This window comes from Streptococcus sp. CCH8-C6 (genome assembly GCF_001557225.1).
GTDB classification, from domain to species: Bacteria; Bacillota; Bacilli; order Lactobacillales; family Streptococcaceae; genus Streptococcus; species Streptococcus sanguinis_C.
Genome location: NZ_LSJN01000019.1, coordinates 20,770 through 39,798 on the forward strand (window position 1 = coordinate 20,770; position 19,029 = coordinate 39,798).

The window sequence follows — 19,029 nt, forward strand, 5'->3', positions numbered from 1 at the left end:
ACTGTTATCTAGCGTTCGCTTTGCAAAAGAAAAAAGTTCCCGAAGGAACTTCTTTTAAAAGCGAATATTCTCGCGTGTTTTTTCGTAGGATGTCACAAAGCGCTCTGTCACGCCTGGCTCGACAAGATCCAAAGCTTTTGAAATGATTTCCAAGGATTGAGCATAGTCGTAATCATGTTCAAAGACATACAAGGACTTGTTGAAAGCTGCTTGTACGTTATCGTCAAAGGAACGATAGCGGTTTGAATACTGCAGTAGCTGCTCAGTCAAGGTAGCATCTTGGACGATACGATAGGTTTCTTCTTCCAATTGCTCCATATCATTTCCTAGAATTTCAAGCCAACGGTTAACTGATTCGATATTGACTCGTGTAGCTTCCAATTCCTTAACCAACTCTTCAATATTGTTGCTGGTTGAGAAGAAAATTTCTAAGAAAGAGTCTGGAATACCTGGCAAATTGCGTTTTTCCATATATCTCTTAATGGTATGCAATTTGTTAGCATAGATATTGACTTTCTGACGAGCGTTGGCATCATCTTTTTCAATCTCTGCAAGTGCTTCGCCAAGAGAAATCTGCTCATCTTCGATTTCTTTCAAACGCTCTTGGATAGCTTCCAACTCTTCCTGAACCACTGAATAAGCTTGCTTGGTTTCAGAAGAATCTTCTACCGCGCTCAACACCACATCTTCCTGAGCAGAAAGCTCAGCCTGCAACTCCTTGACATGAGAAGTTTCCGTATCAGAGAGAAGGAAAGTTTGAGATAAACGTTCTATCTCTTTTTGGAGTTGCTGGTTGTTTTCCTTTGTATGAGCCAGATAGCTAGGTAAGTTTTTAATCAGCTTCTCCACTACTTTGTGGGCTTCAATTTCCCGCGTAAAAATTTCATAGAGAGCGTTGACCTCTTCTCGAGCCTGCTCATTTTCATACTCAGCATTATCCAGCTCTAAAGCCGAGATATTAGCTTCGTTGCGTTTGAGACTCGCATGGAGCTGTTGGAATCGAGACTCTATATCTGTTTCGATAAAGTGATAACCAAACTCCAAGAGCTTACGGTGACCAGATTCTAAGTCTTCCAACTGATCTGGCAGCTTCACAGTCAACTCTTCGACAATGGCAGGAACTTTCTCAACGATATGTGTCAGAGCAAGGATATGATCCTCAGCTTTATCCAAGATTTCAGCTGCCTCAACCGGGTCACCTGAAGAATTAAGGGTCACAAACTGAGAAAACTCTGACTGGATATTTTCCAGCTGTTTCTCAATCTCAGCTAAAGCTTGCCCATACGAGTCTGCATTCTCTGCCACCTGGGTTTGCAGTTTTTCAAACAAATCCAGGGCATGGAGCACACGACCGCTGTTCTTAGACTCTTGCTCTTTAAGATCTTCCAAGGCTTCTCGAATCATCTTGATATCTTCTTCGATCAAATCAATCTGACTCTCAATATTGCCAATTGCATGCTTGGCTTTTATGAAACGAAAAGAATTGTTGTAACCTTCTGCTTCAAATAGATTATTTTCAATATCAGCAAATGAATTTAAGGACAAGTCTACCCATTTTTGATTCCATTCACGGAAGGCTACCTGACTCTGTCCAATCAAATGCATATTTTTTACTGCTTCAACTTCATCGTTTACAGGGAGATTGTAGAGTGTTTCTTTTCTCTCCTCCAATTTTTGAAGTAAAGCTTCATTTCTCTTTCTCATCAGAACTGCAGTACCATAGCCGACAATCAAAAGCAGAGCTACCACAATAACGAGAATAATTAGTCCACTAGACATATAAAACTCCTTCATATTGTTACTATAAAGCAAACATAATGATTATATCATATTTTTGCCCATAATGGTTGATTTTTCTGATTTTTTTAGACGTCGAGCGTACTGTATACAGCATTTTCTTCGATAAATTCACGACGAGGTTCAACGCGATCCCCCATCAGCATGTCAAAAATCTTGTCAGCTTCCGCTGCATCATCCACTGAAACCCGTGCCATCAAGCGATGTTCAGGATTCATAGTTGTCTCCCACAACTGATGGTCATCCATCTCTCCGAGACCTTTATAGCGTTGAATGGTTGGCTTGGAGCGGCCTTCACTGTAACGAGCCAAAGCTGCTTGAAGCTCTTCTTCCTGATTAGCACCTGGCTGGATGTATTCTTTGACTTCACTTCCGACCTTGACACCATAGATTGGCGGCTGAGCGATATAGACAAATCCAGCTTCCAGAACCGGCTTCATATAGCGGTAAATCAAAGTCAAGAGCAGGGTCCGAATATGAGCTCCGTCTACATCGGCATCGGTCATGATGACTAATTTTTGGTAGCGGGCCTTGCTGACATCAAAGTCAGCTCCAAAGCCAGTTCCCATTGCAGTAAAGAGACTGCGGATTTCTTCATTGGCCAATATCTTGTCCATGCTGGCTTTTTCAACGTTGAGAATCTTACCACGAATTGGCAAAATAGCCTGAAATTCACGGTTACGGCCAGACTTAGCTGAACCACCCGCTGAATCCCCCTCCACAATGAAAAGTTCCGTTTCCTGAGGGTCGTTGGACGAGCAGTCGGCCAATTTACCTGGCAGATTGGAGATTTCCAAGCCAGACTTCTTACGGGTTACTTCCCGAGCTCGCTTGGCAGCAATTCTGGCCTTAGAAGCCAAAATTCCTTTTTCAACGATTTTTCGAGCTACCGCAGGATTTTCCAAAAGGAAATCTGAGAAAGCTTCACTAAAGAGGCGATTGGTAATCTTGACCACTTCGCTATTACCAAGCTTGGTCTTGGTCTGACCTTCAAACTGAGGGTTAGGGTGCTTGACAGAGATGACTGCTGTCAGTCCCTCACGCACATCTTCCCCAGTCAGATTGTCCTCGTTTTCTTTGAGAAGCTTATTTTTCTTGGCATAGTCATTGATAACCCGTGTCAGGGCTGTCCGAAAACCTTGCTCATGCGTTCCTCCCTCGTGGGTGTGGATGTTATTAGCAAAGCTCATGACTGTTTCATGGTAGCCAGTCGTATACTGCATAGCTACTTCAACCGTAATGTCGTCCATTTCGCCGTCGGTATAAATCGGCGTTTCAAAGATTACATCCTTGTTTTCATTGATGTATTGGACATAGCTGGCAATCCCACCTTCATAGTGGTAATCCTTGACTTGCTCCATTCCATCTCGCTTATCGGTGATGGAAATTCTGAGACCACGATTGAGGAAGGCCAGTTCTTGTACCCGCTTATTGAGCTTTTCAAAGTCAAATTCTACTGTTTCAGTGAAAATCTCTGGATCTGGTGTAAAGTGAACTGTCGTACCAGTACGGTCTGTCTCACCGATGATTTCTAAATCAGCGACTACATGACCGCGACGGTATTCTTGGTAATGAATCTGACCATTCTTATAAACGCGGACATCCAGCTGAGTGGACAGGGCATTTACAACGGAAGAGCCCACACCGTGCAGACCTCCCGATACCTTGTATCCGCCACCGCCGAATTTTCCTCCGGCATGGAGCACGGTAAAGACGGTTTCCACGGCTGGGCGGCCAGTTTTCTCCTGAATATCAACGGGAATTCCCCGACCGTTATCCACTACTGTTATGGAATTATCTTTTTCGATAAAGACCTGAATGTGGCTGGCAAAACCAGCCAACGCCTCATCAATTGAGTTGTCAACAATTTCCCATACTAAATGGTGAAGACCTTCCTTGGAGGTCGAACCGATATACATCCCTGGACGCATACGAACGGCTTCTAAGCCTTCTAAGACCTGAATCTGACTGGCATCATATTCCTGGGCCTGTATATCTTGCTGCTTTTCTTCTGTCATAGTGTTCCTTTTCTAATCAATATCTATAAATTCTTCAAGATGCTGCATATTATCAAAGAGATAGGTATCAAAGCCAGCTGCCTGCCCTGCTTCAATATCCAGTGGACGGTCACCAATGACCAAACCAGAGACAATCTGATACTTGTCTTTTAGATAGAGCATGGAGTCTGGTGAGGGTTTCCTTGGAAAACCATTCGCCGATGTCACCACTTCTGTAAATGCTGATGAAATGGCAGTTTTCTCCAAGATTTCCAGTACTTGGTTGTCCCGGTGAGAGACCAGAAAGTTCCGCCCACCCTTGGCCACAATCCGCCTAAGCAACTCTGCCGCGCCGTCAAATAAGACAGGGTGAGTCAACTCTTCTGCTTCATTGGCCTTATAAAACTTTAAAAAGTCTTTTTCTTGGGGAGCAAACTGCTGGACTGCATAGTCCGTAGACACCTTGAGGGCCTTATAAACTTCGTCGTGACCAGCTTGCAGACCAAACTCTTTCAAGGTTTGAACAAAAGCTGCTGTCGAAGTTTCATAATTATCCAAGAGTGTTCCACCTAAATCCCAGATGTAATCTTGATAATTCATACCTTTCATTATACCATAATTTTCATGAAAAAGGGGCTAATATTTGCCTGAATCCAGCACTTTTCCGACTTTTTCAGCCATTTTTCTAAACAAAATGTTTCAAAGAAGCCAAAATTTAAAAATGGATGATGGTTTCGTCCTTTCCGACAGCTCTAAACCCGTTCCATATAGAGGATAACAAAGGTGCATAAGGGTTCAAAAAAACTGGGAAACATTATGAATCCCAGCCTATTTTTAATTTCCAAATACATCTGTATAAAGCATAGCATCAGCCAACTGGTCAGCGTCTCCGCCCAGCTGACGAACCAGCTCATAGGCAAAAGCCAAGGCAGTTGATGGACCACGACTAGTGATCAGCTTCCCATCAACAAGAACTGTTTCTTTACGGAAAGTTCCATTTTCAATATTGTCTCGAGCACCATCATAGCAAGTGAAATACTTACTAGTCAAGATACCTGCGCGGTCAAGAGCAATGGGAGCGGCACAAATAGCCGCGATGAATTTGTCCCCCTGCTGAAAGTCCTGTAAAAGCTGCATCAGGCGGTCATCATCACGGAGATTGGCCGATCCTGGCATCCCCCCTGGCAAAATGACCATATCGTAGTCATCCAGTCTGCCCTTCCAGACCTGATCTGCTTTAACAGTGATGGCATGAGAGCCAGTCACTGATTCATCAAAACCAATCATATCACAGACAAGACCTGCACGGCGCAAGACATCCACAACCGTCAGGGCCTCGATTTCTTCAAAGCCGGGAGCTAAGAGTAAAGCTGCTTTTTTCATGAAAATATCCTTTCTGATACGAGCCAATCACAAAATCACATCTGATTTGTGAGACAAAAACTTGCTTTATATTTATTTTAATTTCTTCAGTACGACTTTTTTTCGGACAGCAGGAATTCGCTCCTTCTTTTCATCCGTCAAGCTATTCTGATAGGAGACGGACAGCAGGAGACCAACACCGATAAGATTACTGATGATGGAAGAACCACCCTGTGAGATAAAGGGCAGCGGAATCCCTGTTAAAGGTAGAATTCCTGTCACCGCTCCAATATTTTCAAAGATATGGAAGAGCAGCATCATGATAAAGCCAGTCGAGATGTAGGTATAAAACTGGTTGTTGGATTTAATTGTAATCTTGAGCATGCGATAAATCAACAGTAAATAGAGCATGATAACCAAGGTCGAGCCCAAAAAGCCAAAATCTTCTGCAATGACGGTGAAAATCATATCACTTTCCCGAACAGGCACCAAGAGATTGGAAACATTAAAGCCTTGGCCAGTCAGACCACCGCTTCCGACAGCGATTTGTCCCTGTGCTTGCTGGAAGGTGGTCGTCTGAGCGTAGTCAAAGGGATGAAGCCAAGCCAAAATCCGATTGATTTGGTAGGTTGGCATGCCTAGATTATGCAGAAAGGCACGACCGCCATCAGAAATAAAGATAAAGAGAAATCCTCCCAACAGCAGGACTCCCGTCAGAAAGACCGGCAGGATAATCTTCCAAGAAACACCTGACAGTAGAACGATGCCGCCGTATATAGCAACAAAAACCAGAGCCGTCCCCAAATCACTCTGAAGGGTTAACAGAACCAGAACAGGCACTGTGTAGAGCCCAAGCTTCAGAATTAGAAAAAAGTCTAAAGCCAAGGTTCGCTCATCCTGCTTGTGCTGCTGGAGAAAATGAACCACCAGCCGCGACAGCATGAGAATATATGAAATCTTCATGAACTCCGAGGGCTGAAAGAGGGTCACCCCACGAATAGCAATCCAGTTTTTAGCACCAGTAGAGGCTACCAGAGATTCACTGTAAAAAATCAGTGGTAAGACCATGAGGCCAAGACCAAAAACATAGAGATAAGGCGTAATTTTCCAGAGAAACTTGGTATTAAAAAACATGAGGATAAAGCTGAGCAGGAAACCCACCGCAATCCAGGCAATTTGCTGACCAACCATGGGCCAGGCATTGTCAGGATAATCATGACTAACAGCAATGTAAATAGCCACAACTCCGATTGAAAGCAGCATCAAAACAGGCAAAATTAAACTATAATCAATCCGAGACTCAAACGTCCGTCTTTGATAGGGCATAGTCCCTCCTTTTTAGAAAAAATACTGGATAATCAAGCTAGAAACAGCGACACAAAACCAAGCAAAGGCACCAGTCAGCAAAGGCGCTGCTCCTGCTTGCTTAAACTGCTTAAAGGAAACCTTTGCGCCAATAGCTGCCAAGGCCATAGCCATCAGCCACTGAGAAATGAATTTTGTATAAGGGATGACAGCAGCCGGCAGAAATCCAAGACTGCTGATAAGTGAAGCTAGGACAAACCAAGCTATAAACCAAGGAAAAATCTGTTTCAAGTTTGTCTTTTGTGACGACTTCTTAGACTTGATATAGCGATAAGCTGCGAAGATCAAGCAGGCCGGTACAATCATCAGAGCCCGACTAAGCTTAACAATGGTCGCCAAGTCGCCAGCTGACGGGCTATATGTATAGCCTGCCGCCACTACTGACGAAGTATCATTGATGGCTGTTCCAGCCCAAGTCCCGAAAAAGGTATCCGACATCTGCAACAAATGCCCTAAAAAAGGGAAAATGAATACTGCTAAAATATTGAAAAAGAAAATAGTGGAGATAGACAGAGCGATTTCCTCTTCATCAGCTTCCAAGATTGGTGAAGCAGCCGCTATGGCAGAGCCACCGCAGATGGCTGTTCCAAAACCAATTAAAATAGTCAAGACACGATTCATCTTAAAGAAACGGCCAGCCAGATAGGCCGCCAGAAAGGCTATCAGAATCGTAATAAGACTGATACGAAGAGAAGAAATCCCTGTCTCAGAAACCTGACCAATGGACATGGAAAATCCCAAAAAGATGATGGAATACTGCAGCAATTTCTTCCCTGAATAGCTGAGTCCTTCCTGAAAAACAGCCGGCAGCTTCATGCTGTTGTTCAAAACAATCCCAAAGACAATAGCCAAAACACTAGAGCCTATCAAGGGAAGCAAGCCGCCTAAAAAGATAGAAACAGCTGCTATGCCAAAGGATAACAGAATTCCTGGTAAATATTTTTTCACGAACACCCCTTCTTTCCTATGCCTCTCATTATAACAAATTTTGTCCCAAAAATCTGAATGAACCTAAAAAATCAGCCAATAAAAATCAGCTGATTTCAGATAGTTTCAGTCAAAAAAGTCTTGTAAATCCTGCATAATGGCTGCCTCTGGCAGAATATCCAAAGAAGCCAATTGTGATAGATGATGCTGAATCTGCTTTCCATAGCGTTTACTAGAAATGCGATTGTCCAAAAGAATAACAGCTGACTTCTGATGTTCATTGCGCCGGGTCCGGCCAATAGCCTGTTTAAGCCGTAAGATGGCAAGAGGCAGTTGATAATCATAAAAGGCATTCTTACCTTCCGCTTTCAGGCGGCTGTTGATCTTTTGCACGAAGAAATCCTTGGGATTGTCAAATGGAATCCGAGTAATCAGCTGAATAATCTGGTCTTGCTCAGCAAAATCCGTCCCCTCCCAGAAGCTGCCAGAGCCTAACAGGATACTTGCTTCTCCTCTATCGAAACGCCGCTTGATATTACCGGCATCGCCATTTTTATATTGGGCCAAATGCGGCAGAGCCAGCAAGTCCGAAACAGTCAAAAGCAAGTCTTTAGAGGTGAAGAGGACGACGATAGGCAGACCGAGTTCCGCCACTTCTTGCAGGCAAGCCACAATCTCTCGAGCAAAATCCTCAGTTGACAAATCCACTACTGCTGGAAAACTTTCATCTAAAAAGAGCTTCTGCAGTGGCTTCTTCTTGCTTTTCAGCTTGTAAAAGTGATAACATTCAAAGCCTAGCAACTGCGCCAGATTGACCTTTGAGCTGATTTCCAGAGTAGACGAAACCAAGATAACCTTGGCACTTTCAGGCAAAAAGTCTGTGAAATGCAGCAATTCTGAACGGCCAGCATGCAGAATCATCAAGCGATGATCTGCCAAAACTTCATCAACCAACCAATAATACTGGTATTTGCCACTGAACAAGTGCTGTAGCTCAGGCAGTGCACTAGTCTTTAACTCGGACACATCCTGAAGCAGTCGGGCAATCTTTTCCGGACTTAGCTCAGATGCTTTCTTGCGATGCTTCTCTGCGGCATCAGCCAGCTCAAACTGAATGCTTTGCAAAAGCCGTTGCTGCAGAAGTTCCCCTTCTTCCTGAAGGAGATGATTTATCTGCTGCAGCGTTTTAGTCAGATTTATACTGGCCTGAGAGAAGCTTTCCAAGGCGAAAAACATCTTCTGAGCTTCATCTACTACCAGAATACGATTGTCCAGCAAAGACTGGTCATCCTCTAAACGCGTCAGCAGGTAAGCATGATTGGTAATCACGACTCGACTAGTAGCTGACTTGACCTGTCCCAACCGCCAAAAATCTTCCTCATAAAAAAGAGAATGTTTGCTTAGCTTGCCATCATGACGGATTTCATTAAAGTAGCTTGAGAAGCGATGAGCCTGTCCGATTTCATTCAAATCACCCGTTTTGGTTTCTGTCAGCCAAACCAAGAGTTGCAGTTTGCAGCGATTAACCAAACGGTTGTCATATTCCCTGTCCAGTGTCTGATAGAAATGGTCCAGCTTGAGATAATTCTCCGGACTCTTTAGACTGTGTAAGGAAATACCAAAGACTTTCTCCAACAATCGCCCTTCCTTTTGCAGCAGCTGGTCCTGCAGAATCTTAGTCGGAACCGTCACTAGTACTTTTTCCCGGCCTCTAGATAGAATGGGCAGCAAGTAGCCAAAGGTCTTACCTAAGCCTGTCTGCGCCTCTAAAAAACTAGGCTCCTGCTGGTCCAGAGCTTCCTCCATAAAGCGAGCAAACTTGAGCTGTTCTGGCCGCTCTTCTAAGCCCAGCAGGTATAGATTGGTGAGGAAATCCTGCGACAGCTTCTTTTCCGAAGTCAGCTTTTGGGGAAGTCGCAGGAAAATACCATGGCAGGATTGCAGTTCCTTATCTTGCTGATCCGGCATCGTCTGATAAACTTCCTCGATAGCCAGACGCGACTCATAGATAATGCTATCCGCCAAAGTTAGCATTTTCTCAACCAAGGCCTTAGGTAGGATCTTGATTTTGTCTTGTATTTTTAAAAATAGCTGAGCCGTTGCTTGAGCATCTGCCAGCGCAGTATGGGCGTTTTCCAAAGAAATATCCAGCAAATTACAGAGATTACCCAAGGAATATTTATCAAAGGTCGGGTAAAAGACCTGAGCCAACTCTACCGTGTCCACACGCGGTGTCAGCAAGTCAAACCCTTCCCAGAAAAGGGCCTCTGCTAGTAAATTAGCGTCAAACTTGACATTATGAGCGACAAAAATCGCATCCTGAATCAGCTCATATACCTCAGCTGCTACCTGAGAAAACTCCGGAGCTCGGCCAAGCCGCTCATCGTCCAAACCTGTCAGCTCTTTGATATGCTCATCCAGTTCCTCATGAGGATTGACATCTGTTTCATAAGTCTTGGCAATGATTCCATTCTCAATCAGAACAATGCCAATCTGGATAATCTTTGCATTGCTACCCGTTCCTGTAGCCTCCAAGTCCACAACGGCATACTTATAATCATTTTGTGTCATACTGCTATGATTATATCATAAAAGCCATTCTGAGACATCTGAAAATTTTCAGCCCTAGCTTAGAAAGCAATTTTGTGCAAAAAAACCGCTTTTCTGTTACACTCAATAGCAGAATACATTTTCCGAGGAAATCAAATGAAGATTCATAAAATTATCAACCTTATTGCTTTTGAAAATACCTATATCTTAGAAAATAACCAGGGTCTCCTAGTCGTCGATCCTGGCAGTGACTGGAAAAAGATTGAGCGCAAGCTAGAGGAACTCGCCAAGCCTGTGATTGCTATTCTCTTGACCCATACCCATTATGACCACATTATGAGTTTAGAAAAGGTCCGGGAGCACTTTGCCGCCCCACCTGTCTATGTGGCTGAGAGCGAAAGCAGCTGGCTCTACACACCGACAGATAACCTATCTGGTCTGGCGCGCCATGCCGATATGGATGATATTATCTGTCGACCAGCAGAAGAGTTTTTCTCCTACGAAACAGACTATGATCTTGGAGGCTTTCACTTCTATGTGCTTGCAACACCCGGCCACTCTGTCGGAGGTATCTCTCTAGTCTTTCCTAATGACTGCCTTGTTTTGACGGGCGATGCCCTCTTTCGGGAAAGCATCGGACGAACGGATCTGCCGACAGGAAACATGGAGCAATTGCTGACGTCCATTCGCGAGAAACTTCTGGTATTACCTAAAGACTACGCTGTTTACCCTGGTCATGGTCATGATACCACTATTTCACATGAAAAAATCTTTAACCCATTTTTAGCTCAGTAGCCATTAAAGCAATTACCTATAACAAAAACAGAGTTTGAAATTCTTCAAACTCTATTTTTTTTGATTTATTAAATCTTCAAGAAACGTCTCATAGAGAAGACAGATCCCAATGATCCGATAAGAATACCCACTACGAATAGTGCTGCAATCATAATCGGACTAAAAAGCTTCGGATCAATCATAGAAAGCCCTTGACCGACTAGACTCTTATTCATAGTCTGGAAGGCTATTTTATATATAAAATACACTGCAACCGCTGGAATTGTTGCCCCTAGCAAGCCAATCCACGCCCCTTCAAACAAGAAAGGTCCGCGGATATAGCTATTCTTGGCACCAACCAATCGCATGATTTGAATTTCCCGACTACGGGAAATAATAGTAATCCGAATAGTATTGGAAATGAGAAGGACAGCAACAAAAATCAGAAGTGCTGCACCAATCAAGCCCCACGTTTGGATAAAATTAGAAAGCGCAAAGAGCTTTTTAGTGTTGGTACCACCATTTTGGACCTCTGAAACACCATCGATCTTCCTCGCATCTTTTGTAACAGATTCCACATACTTAGGCGCCTTGGTCTCAACAATATAAGCATCGTAAAGTGGGTTGGCATCACCGTCAAAAATTTTCCACTCACTACCCATGGTTTCTGTTAACTGCTCATATTGCTCTTCCTTACTAGAAAAAGTAACCTTATCCACATTTTTCATAGAAGTCAGAGCATCATAGACCTTATGGTAGTCCTCATTCTGAACTGTTTGACCTTCTTTTACAATCGTTTCGCTATTATCGAAAACATCCTTACGCATGTATACCATGACGCGGACATTATTGGAAATATCATTTGCCAGCTTGGCAGTATTCAAAATTACTGAAGCAAAAACAGCTACTAAACTCAAGGTAATCATAACCGAGCTGACAGCTGCTACAGTCATCCAACCATTCCGCGTAAGACTCTTAAGCGACTCAATCAAATGACGAAAAAATCTTCTAATCATCGTATCCGTATTCTCCTTCCGCTTCATCACGTACCACACGGCCATTTTCAATAGCAATAACGCGGTGACGCAGAGTATTTACAATCTGGCTGTTGTGGGTTGCCATCAGGACAGTTGTCCCCTGAAGGTTAATCCGCTCCAGCAGGTTCATGATCTCCCATGAATTATCTGGGTCTAAGTTTCCTGTCGGCTCATCCGCAATCAGGACTTTAGGGTTATTGGCAATAGCACGCGCAATAGCAATCCGCTGCTGCTCACCACCAGAAAGCTCATTAGGGAATGAGCGGACCTTGTGCTTAAGACCAACTAGGTCTAGCACTTCCATAACCCGCTTTTTAATATTACGACGGCGCTCACCGATAACTTCCATGGCATAGGCAATATTCTCATAAACTGTCTTTTTAGGAAGAAGTTTATAGTCTTGGAAGACGACTCCCACTTTACGGCGCAGCATTGGAACATCGCGCTTCTTAATCTTAGCTAAGTCAAAATCAGCTACTTTCAGACTTCCCTTATCCAGCTTTATCTCCCTGTAAAGCAAACGAATAAAGGTTGACTTTCCTGCTCCTGAAGGGCCTACAATATAAGCAAACTCCCCAGGTTCTACATTAATAGACACACTACGCAGAGCAGTGGTCCCGTTGCCATACTTCTTGACAACATCTTTCATTTCAATTATTGACATCTATTGAAATTTCCTTTCAATCTAATTCTAATCTCTTACATTTCCTAGTTCAAACGCCATTTCAAATAAGCGTCGATGAAACCATCCAAATCTCCGTCCATCACCTTGTCCACCTGTGCTACTTCGTAACTGGTCCGATGGTCTTTGACCATTGTATAAGGCGTAAAGACATAAGAGCGGATTTGGCTGCCCCAGGAAATCTCCTTCTTATCTCCCTTGAGTGAATCGACTTCGGCTGCTTGTTTCTCTTGCTCTAGCTGGTAAAGCTTAGCCTGTAGCATCTTCATCGCCCGATCGCGATTTCCATACTGAGTCCGGTCAACGGTAGACTGCACCACGATTCCTGTAGGAATATGCGTCAGCCGCACACCAGTCGAAACTTTATTGACGTTTTGCCCGCCGGCTCCTCCCGAGCGGAAAGTGTCCATCTTAATATCGTCATCGCGAATTTCCACCTCAATGGTGTCATCCAGCTCTGGCATGACCTCTACTGAGGTAAAGGAAGTATGGCGACGCTTAGCTGAGTCAAATGGCGAAATCCGGACCAAACGGTGGACTCCCATTTCTGACTTGAGCAAGCCATAAGCGTGCGGCCCTTCAAATGAAAGAGTCACTGACTTGATGCCTGCTTCATCACCAGCTTGATAGTCCAAGACCTCTACTTTGAAGCCCTTGGCATTGCCAAAGCGTGTATACATACGCAGCAGCATATCTCCCCAATCCTGGGCCTCTGTACCACCAGAGCCCGGGTGAATTTCAAGGATGGCATTGTTATTGTCATAAGGCTCAGATAGGAGCAGGGTCATTTCATAGCTGGTCATCATTTTCTCGAGTTCCGCCAGCTTTTCTTCCAACTCACCCTGAACCGACTCATCCTCGGCCAGAAAATCAAGCAAGATTTCCGATTCATCAAAAAGCTCGGTCATCTGATGGAAATTTTCATAGGTTTGCTTGAGTTCATTCAGCTCTTGAGATGTCTTCTGGGCTGCAATGTTGTCATCCCAAAAGTCGGGTTCTGTCATCTTATTTTCTAAGATGGCAATTTCTTCTTCCAGACCTTCTAAGTCAAAGAGACCCCCTGAAAGAAGCTAATTTTTCACGATTTGCGTCAATCTTTTGACGAATTTCTGAAATGTCCATAAATACCTCTTTTCACATATCGTTTAATTATAACATAAATTAAACAGTTTGCCTAATCTCACATTCAGCAGCTTACATTTTATCGGATTTTCCCTAGCTAGGCAAGACAAGCGACTCCTTGTCACCTAATTGTTAGAAAAGTAATATAATGACATGGGGTTGGAAGAATTATTTCAAGCCTCCTAGACCTCGACCATGGATAAACGAAATACATGGTTACGATAATTTATGAGGTATTCAGATAAAAGGGAGACTCTCCATGGGGGCTTAAGCATTTCCAAGTTTTGAAAAATATGCTAGACTAAAACCATGACAAGAATCGGATTTATGAGCGACCTCCATCTGGACTCCAATCAGTTTGGAGATTTTGAGCGGCAAGCTCTTTGCCAGATTTTAAAAGAGGAAGGGATTGACCACCTACACATCGCTGGGGACCTGTCCAACGACCTGACCAAGATCAGTTTGCCCTTTCTTGAAACTTTGAAGCAAGAGATTCCCCTTTCTTTTAATCTAGGAAATCACGATATGCTGGGACTCTCTGAGCAAGAAATTTCAAACTATGATTTTCAGGTTCAACAGTTCGGCCAGACCAAGCTCGTCAGCTTTTCTGGCTGGTATGACTACAGCTTTGTTCCAGAAAAAAGCATGGAAGAGCATCTGAGAACCAAGACTAATTTCTGGTTTGACCGCAGATTGGAGCGTCAATTCGACGATCCCAGTATTACGGCTCAGACGCTGCGAAAGTTAGAAAAACTGCTAGCGACTTTAGATGGTCCCATTATTGTTGCTATGCATTTTGTTCCCCATCAAGACTTTCTATACGATCATCCCTATTTCCAGCGCTTCAACGCCTTCCTAGGAAGCCAAGCTTTTCATCAACTCTTTGTCAAATACAGGGTGAAAGAAGTCATTTTCGGCCATCTTCATCACCGCCACCAAAGCCGTGTTATCGAAGGAGTCCGCTACCATATGCGTCCTCTGGGCTACATCCGCGAATGGGAACTGACTCGGAACTTTTTTAATGACTTTCCTCAGTATAAAATTCCCCAGATGTACCGCCTGCACAAGCGTTATAATGCTGTTAAAGATTTAGCCGAATTTCGAGACTATAAGAAAAAACACCTAGCAGACGAACTGCGAGATGCTTTAACAGTAATTGAAGTTCAGTAATGGAAATGTTGAATAGCAGCTCTCAGCTCATCTGAGAGCTGCTTTTTGCTGTCCAACTGCACATAGACTTCTAATAAGCAGGAGCGAAAATTGGAAAAAGCAATGAAGTCTTGGTTGTTTTCCAATGGAATACTCTGTGATTGAAGCCACAGTCTAAGTTCATGCTGCGACAGTTTTTCCTTTAAGACAGCTTGATAGAGCACCTGGGCTAAGCGCCAATCCTCATCATTTCCGAAACGGACTGAAACTCTTTTAAAAACTTGATGAATGACCTCTAAAACCTCTGGCATCCTACTGGAGGGAAAGTCCGGATGACAAGCCACTTCTGTCAATAAGTCTGCTCCATGAGCAAAGGCATGAACCCAACCGTATTTCCTGGAGTAACCCCTTGTGTCTCTTTCGACTGACAAGTAGGTTAACCCCTTATCTAGTAAGTATTTTCTTCCTTGCACTGATAAAGCCTGATAATACGAAGAGTCTGGTTTACCATCACAATTTAAGAGATTAGCATAAAGTAAAGCCGTGAAGGAACGTGTTAAGGTAGCTTGACCATTTTTATCACTCATAAAAAAAAGTCCTTGTCTTTTGACTGCTTCTTGAGCCAAGAAACGAAACTGTTCAGCTGAATACAGGTCAGCCTGAAGTCCCCTCGCTAAGGACGAAAAGACTAACTCATCACGGATTGTCGCTTCTGGATGACCAATATGATCCAGTAACCATAAGATTTCTTCCTCATAATATAAAGGAGAAGCTTCTTCCAACTTCTTTCGTAAGTTTTGATACATACTTTCACCGTCCTTTCGAGTTGCTTTCTTTAAATGTGATTATACCGCCTTGTACGCAAAAAAGCCATCCGTAGATGACTTTTTGCTGTTAAATAGCATTCTTGTCCATACCTAATTTACGTTGGATGAACTTAACAATTTCAACAATGACAATCATGGCAAAGCTACCAATCAAAACAACTGTCCATTGTGATAAGTCCAGCTTGGTTACATGGAAAATCTTTTCCAGTGGATCAATTACAATAGTTGAAATCAATAGGATGAAAGAAACCAGAATAGACCAGTTAAAGGTCTTAGACTTGAATGGACCAACTGTAAAGATAGATTGGTAAACAGATTTTACATTATAAGCATGGAAGAGCTGGATGAGGCCAAGGGTTGCAAAGGCCATTGTCAGAGCGTCCGCATGGATAGCCTTGATATCACCGACATGGACGGGATTAGAGATAGCATAACCATAAACCGCCAGAACCAAAGCCCCTTGCAGGACACCCTGATAGATGATAGAGCTCATCACTCCACCTGAGAAGAAGCTAGACTTACGGCCACGAGGCTTATGACTCATGACACCTGGCTCAGCAGGCTCAACCCCCAGAGCAATGGCAGGGAAGGTATCCGTTACCAAGTTGATCCAGAGTAGATGAACTGGCTGTAGCACATCCCATCCAAAGAGGGTTGCCAAGAAAATAGTCAGCACCTCAGCTGTATTAGCTGAAAGGAGATACTGAATGGTCTTTTGAATATTAGAGAAGACCTTACGTCCTTCTTCCACGGCTACAATGATGGTCGCAAAGTTATCATCTGCCAGAATCATGTCAGAGGCACCCTTAGATACTTCTGTACCTGTAATGCCCATACCGATACCGATATCAGCTGTCTTCAGAGCTGGTGCGTCATTGACACCATCTCCTGTCATGGCTACGACCTTACCTTGGTTTTGCCACGCTTTGACAATCCGAACCTTGTGCTCAGGTGAAACTCGGGCATAGACAGAGTATTGGCCAACAACCTTTTCAAATTCTGCATCAGAAAGCTCATTGAGCTCTGCACCAGTCAGGACATGGTCTTCAGTATCTCCTTCTTCAATAATACCCAAGCGCTTGGCGATAGCTTCTGCTGTATCCTGATGGTCACCGGTAATCATAATGGGACGAATACCAGCTTCCTTGGCTACGCGAACAGCTTCTGCTGCTTCTGCACGTTCTGGGTCAATCATACCGATTAAACCAGTAAAGATTAAATTATTTTCTAGATTTTCAGATGTCAAGTCAGTCGGAACTGCATCAATAATCTTGTAGGCACCAGCCAAAACGCGCAGAGCTTGGTGAGCCATCTCTGAGTTGTTAGACTTAATCAGCTGTGAAGTAGCATCATCAATCGCTGCAACATCTCCAGCCTTATCACGGGCAACACAGCGTTTCAAGAGTTGATCTGGTGCTCCCTTTACTGCCACAAGGAATTTCCCATCTGGCAATGGATGGACAGTAGACATGAGCTTACGGTCTGAATCAAAGGGTAGCTCAGCTACACGAGGATATTTCTCTAAAAAGGCCTTCACATCATATCCCTTGTCTAAAGCATACTGGATAAAGGCTGTTTCCGTTGGGTCACCAATCAGCTTCCCTTCTTGGTCAATCTTGGTATCATTGGCTAAGACAACCGAACGTAAAAGAGGCAACTCCAAGCCAAGTTCAATATCTTGTCCAGCTTCATTCAGGACCCCGTCATAAAAGACTTTTTCGACCGTCATCTTATTCATAGTCAGGGTACCAGTCTTATCAGAAGCGATAATCTCAGTTGAACCCAAAGTCTCAACAGCCGGAAGCTTACGGACAATCGAATTCCGCTTAGCCAGAACCTGAGTTCCCAAAGCCAGCACGATGGTAACGATAGCAGGCAGACCTTCTGGAATAGCGGCAACTGCCAAGGCTACAGAGGTCATCAGCTCATCCAGTGGATTTTTCCCTTGAATGAAGACACCGACTACAAAGGTCACCGCAGCGATCACCAAGATAGCATAGGTCAGAACCTTAGACAGACTATTAAGATTTTGCTTAAGAGGTGTGTCCGTTTCATCCGCATCCTGCAACATACCTGCGATATGGCCGACTTCTGTATACATCCCTGTATTGACAACCAACCCAACCCCACGACCATAGGTCACATTTGAGTTTTGGAAGGCCATATTCACACGGTCGCCAATACCAGCATCTGCAGCTACCTCAACAGTCAAATCTTTCTCAACCGGCACAGACTCACCTGTCAGAGCCGCTTCTTCGATTTTCAGTGAATTAGCTTCTAAAAGTCGCATATCAGCTGGGACAACATCACCGGCTTCCAATCTAACGATATCACCAGGTACCAAGTCCTTAGAATCTACTTCTGTGATATGGCCATCACGCAGGACACGCGCAGCCGGGCTGGACATGGATTTGAGAGCTGCAATCGCTTCTTCAGCCTTGCCTTCCTGATAGACACCGAAGATGGCATTGATGATTACGACAGCTAAGATGATTAAAGCATCTGCAATATCTTCACCACCTGATGTGACAACAGACAAGACAGCCGCTACCAACAAGATGATAATCATCAAATCCTTGAACTGCTCCAAAAACTTCATTAAGAGAGATTTTTTCTCCCCTTCATCCAGTTCATTGTGGCCATAATCAGCTAAACGCTTGGCTGCTTCTTGACTGGACAAACCTTGCTCTGAAGCGTCCAAAGTTTTGAAAATTTCCTCAGGACTCTGGGTGTAAAAAGCTTGGCGCTTTTGTTCTTTTGACAATGTATTCCTCCTCTTGGCCTCTTTTATTTCTGAACTTTTCTAACCACTACGACTCATCATATCAAGCCGAATCAGTCATATCCAAAAAGTCAGAAACAAAAAAGAGACCTGTTTATTAACAAGTCTCGCTATTTCATACAAGGCCGGAAATTTCTTTCGTATTGACGACCTTGTAACGGTTATTCCGTTAGCTACTCCCTTGAGTTAGAAACTATTATACCAAATTTTCAAGCTTTTGCAAGGGAAAACATCATGATTTTCAAGAGTTTTCTCGGAGAATAGCAGCTAACCCCAGCTAATCTCCATCTCATAGCTAGCAAAAATCTGCTCTCCGTCAACAGTTTTCAGCTGATAATGAAGTTGCAGAACTTGATTTGTAAAATTAACCTTATAGAAAGGAGTATCTGTCACAAACTGCTGGAAGCCCACAGGTGTATGGATGCCAACCAGCGCCTGACCTTGACTGATGAAGCGCATGATGGACTTAGGCTCAGAAAAACGCGTCATAACCAGCTCTTTATCGTGAAACTTCAGAACTACTTTCTCTCCTTCTTCATTTTTGTATAGCAGATAATGAAAGTCTCCTTTTTGCGTCCAGTCCGTATCGTAGACCTGATCGATTAGCTCGGTATGCCCGTCCAGCTGGATGTGATTTTTTATTCTAATTTGCATCTTC

The 19,029-nt window shown here is 43.7% G+C and carries 15 protein-coding genes; 2 read left to right on the forward strand and 13 right to left on the reverse strand.

What is annotated here, in order from left to right; genetic code table 11:
* Positions 1-54 precede the first annotated feature (54 nt).
* The 7 genes from ezrA to AX677_RS02515 all read right to left on the reverse strand — a co-directional run bounded on the left by ezrA (position 55) and on the right by AX677_RS02515 (position 10,019).
* Complete coding sequence (gene ezrA, locus AX677_RS02485) at positions 55-1,779, reverse strand: septation ring formation regulator EzrA (protein ID WP_060976063.1); 1,725 nt, start codon at positions 1,777-1,779, stop codon at positions 55-57.
* Between the two features lie 86 nt (positions 1,780-1,865).
* The gene (gene gyrB / locus AX677_RS02490) at positions 1,866-3,815 is read right to left on the reverse strand and encodes a DNA topoisomerase (ATP-hydrolyzing) subunit B (protein ID WP_002895870.1); all 1,950 of its coding nucleotides are present in this window, start codon (positions 3,813-3,815) and stop codon (positions 1,866-1,868) included.
* A gap of 12 nt (positions 3,816-3,827) precedes the next feature.
* Complete coding sequence (locus AX677_RS02495) at positions 3,828-4,394, reverse strand: HAD-IA family hydrolase (RefSeq protein ID WP_060976077.1); 567 nt, start codon at positions 4,392-4,394, stop codon at positions 3,828-3,830.
* A 234-nt stretch (positions 4,395-4,628) separates the two neighbouring features.
* Positions 4,629-5,177: a DJ-1 family glyoxalase III gene (locus AX677_RS02500; protein ID WP_060976064.1), complete on the reverse strand. Its 549-nt coding sequence runs from the start codon at positions 5,175-5,177 to the stop codon at positions 4,629-4,631.
* A 72-nt stretch (positions 5,178-5,249) separates the two neighbouring features.
* Positions 5,250-6,482 carry an FtsW/RodA/SpoVE family cell cycle protein gene (locus tag AX677_RS02505; RefSeq protein ID WP_002895877.1) on the reverse strand — a complete coding sequence of 411 codons (1,233 nt, stop codon included), beginning with the start codon at positions 6,480-6,482 and terminating at the stop codon, positions 5,250-5,252.
* Between the two features lie 12 nt (positions 6,483-6,494).
* Positions 6,495-7,475, reverse strand: a complete 981-nt coding sequence (locus AX677_RS02510; protein ID WP_082730200.1) for a YeiH family protein — start codon at positions 7,473-7,475, stop codon at positions 6,495-6,497.
* Between the two features lie 99 nt (positions 7,476-7,574).
* Positions 7,575-10,019, reverse strand: a complete 2,445-nt coding sequence (locus tag AX677_RS02515) for a bifunctional DnaQ family exonuclease/ATP-dependent helicase (protein WP_060976065.1) — start codon at positions 10,017-10,019, stop codon at positions 7,575-7,577.
* A 135-nt stretch (positions 10,020-10,154) separates the two neighbouring features.
* On the opposite strand from AX677_RS02515, the gene AX677_RS02520 reads away from it, so the two are divergent.
* The gene (locus AX677_RS02520; protein WP_060976066.1) at positions 10,155-10,793 is read left to right on the forward strand and encodes an MBL fold metallo-hydrolase; all 639 of its coding nucleotides are present in this window, start codon (positions 10,155-10,157) and stop codon (positions 10,791-10,793) included.
* 68 nt (positions 10,794-10,861) lie between these two features.
* Here the strand turns inward: AX677_RS02520 and ftsX are convergent, their stop codons facing one another.
* The 3 genes from ftsX to prfB all read right to left on the reverse strand — a co-directional run bounded on the left by ftsX (position 10,862) and on the right by prfB (position 13,613).
* Positions 10,862-11,788 (reverse strand): permease-like cell division protein FtsX, encoded by a 927-nt coding sequence (ftsX, locus tag AX677_RS02525; RefSeq protein ID WP_002934143.1) that lies wholly within the window; start codon positions 11,786-11,788, stop codon positions 10,862-10,864.
* Positions 11,781-12,473, reverse strand: a complete 693-nt coding sequence (gene ftsE, locus AX677_RS02530) for a cell division ATP-binding protein FtsE (RefSeq protein ID WP_060976067.1) — start codon at positions 12,471-12,473, stop codon at positions 11,781-11,783. The genes ftsX and ftsE overlap by 8 nt, the downstream gene beginning before the upstream one ends.
* A gap of 44 nt (positions 12,474-12,517) precedes the next feature.
* Positions 12,518-13,613, reverse strand: a protein-coding gene (gene prfB, locus AX677_RS02535) for a peptide chain release factor 2 (RefSeq protein WP_097677707.1) whose coding sequence is annotated in 2 segments (ribosomal slippage) — positions 12,518-13,540 and positions 13,542-13,613 — 1,095 coding nt in all. Because the reading frame shifts where the segments join, the coding sequence is not laid out codon by codon here.
* 309 nt (positions 13,614-13,922) lie between these two features.
* On the opposite strand from prfB, the gene AX677_RS02540 reads away from it, so the two are divergent.
* Complete coding sequence (locus tag AX677_RS02540; protein ID WP_060976068.1) at positions 13,923-14,783, forward strand: metallophosphoesterase; 861 nt, start codon at positions 13,923-13,925, stop codon at positions 14,781-14,783.
* Here AX677_RS02540 and AX677_RS02545 read toward each other — a convergent pair.
* From AX677_RS02545 to AX677_RS02555, 3 genes are all read right to left on the reverse strand, one after another.
* Positions 14,777-15,568: a DUF2785 domain-containing protein gene (locus AX677_RS02545; RefSeq protein WP_060976069.1), complete on the reverse strand. Its 792-nt coding sequence runs from the start codon at positions 15,566-15,568 to the stop codon at positions 14,777-14,779. The genes AX677_RS02540 and AX677_RS02545 overlap by 7 nt on opposite strands.
* 88 nt (positions 15,569-15,656) lie before the next feature.
* The gene (locus tag AX677_RS02550; RefSeq protein ID WP_060976070.1) at positions 15,657-18,353 is read right to left on the reverse strand and encodes a cation-translocating P-type ATPase; all 2,697 of its coding nucleotides are present in this window, start codon (positions 18,351-18,353) and stop codon (positions 15,657-15,659) included.
* A 285-nt stretch (positions 18,354-18,638) separates the two neighbouring features.
* On the reverse strand, positions 18,639-19,025 hold the full coding sequence (locus AX677_RS02555; protein WP_060976079.1) for a DUF1934 domain-containing protein: 387 nt from the start codon (positions 19,023-19,025) through the stop codon (positions 18,639-18,641).
* Between the last annotated feature and the right edge of the window lie 4 nt (positions 19,026-19,029).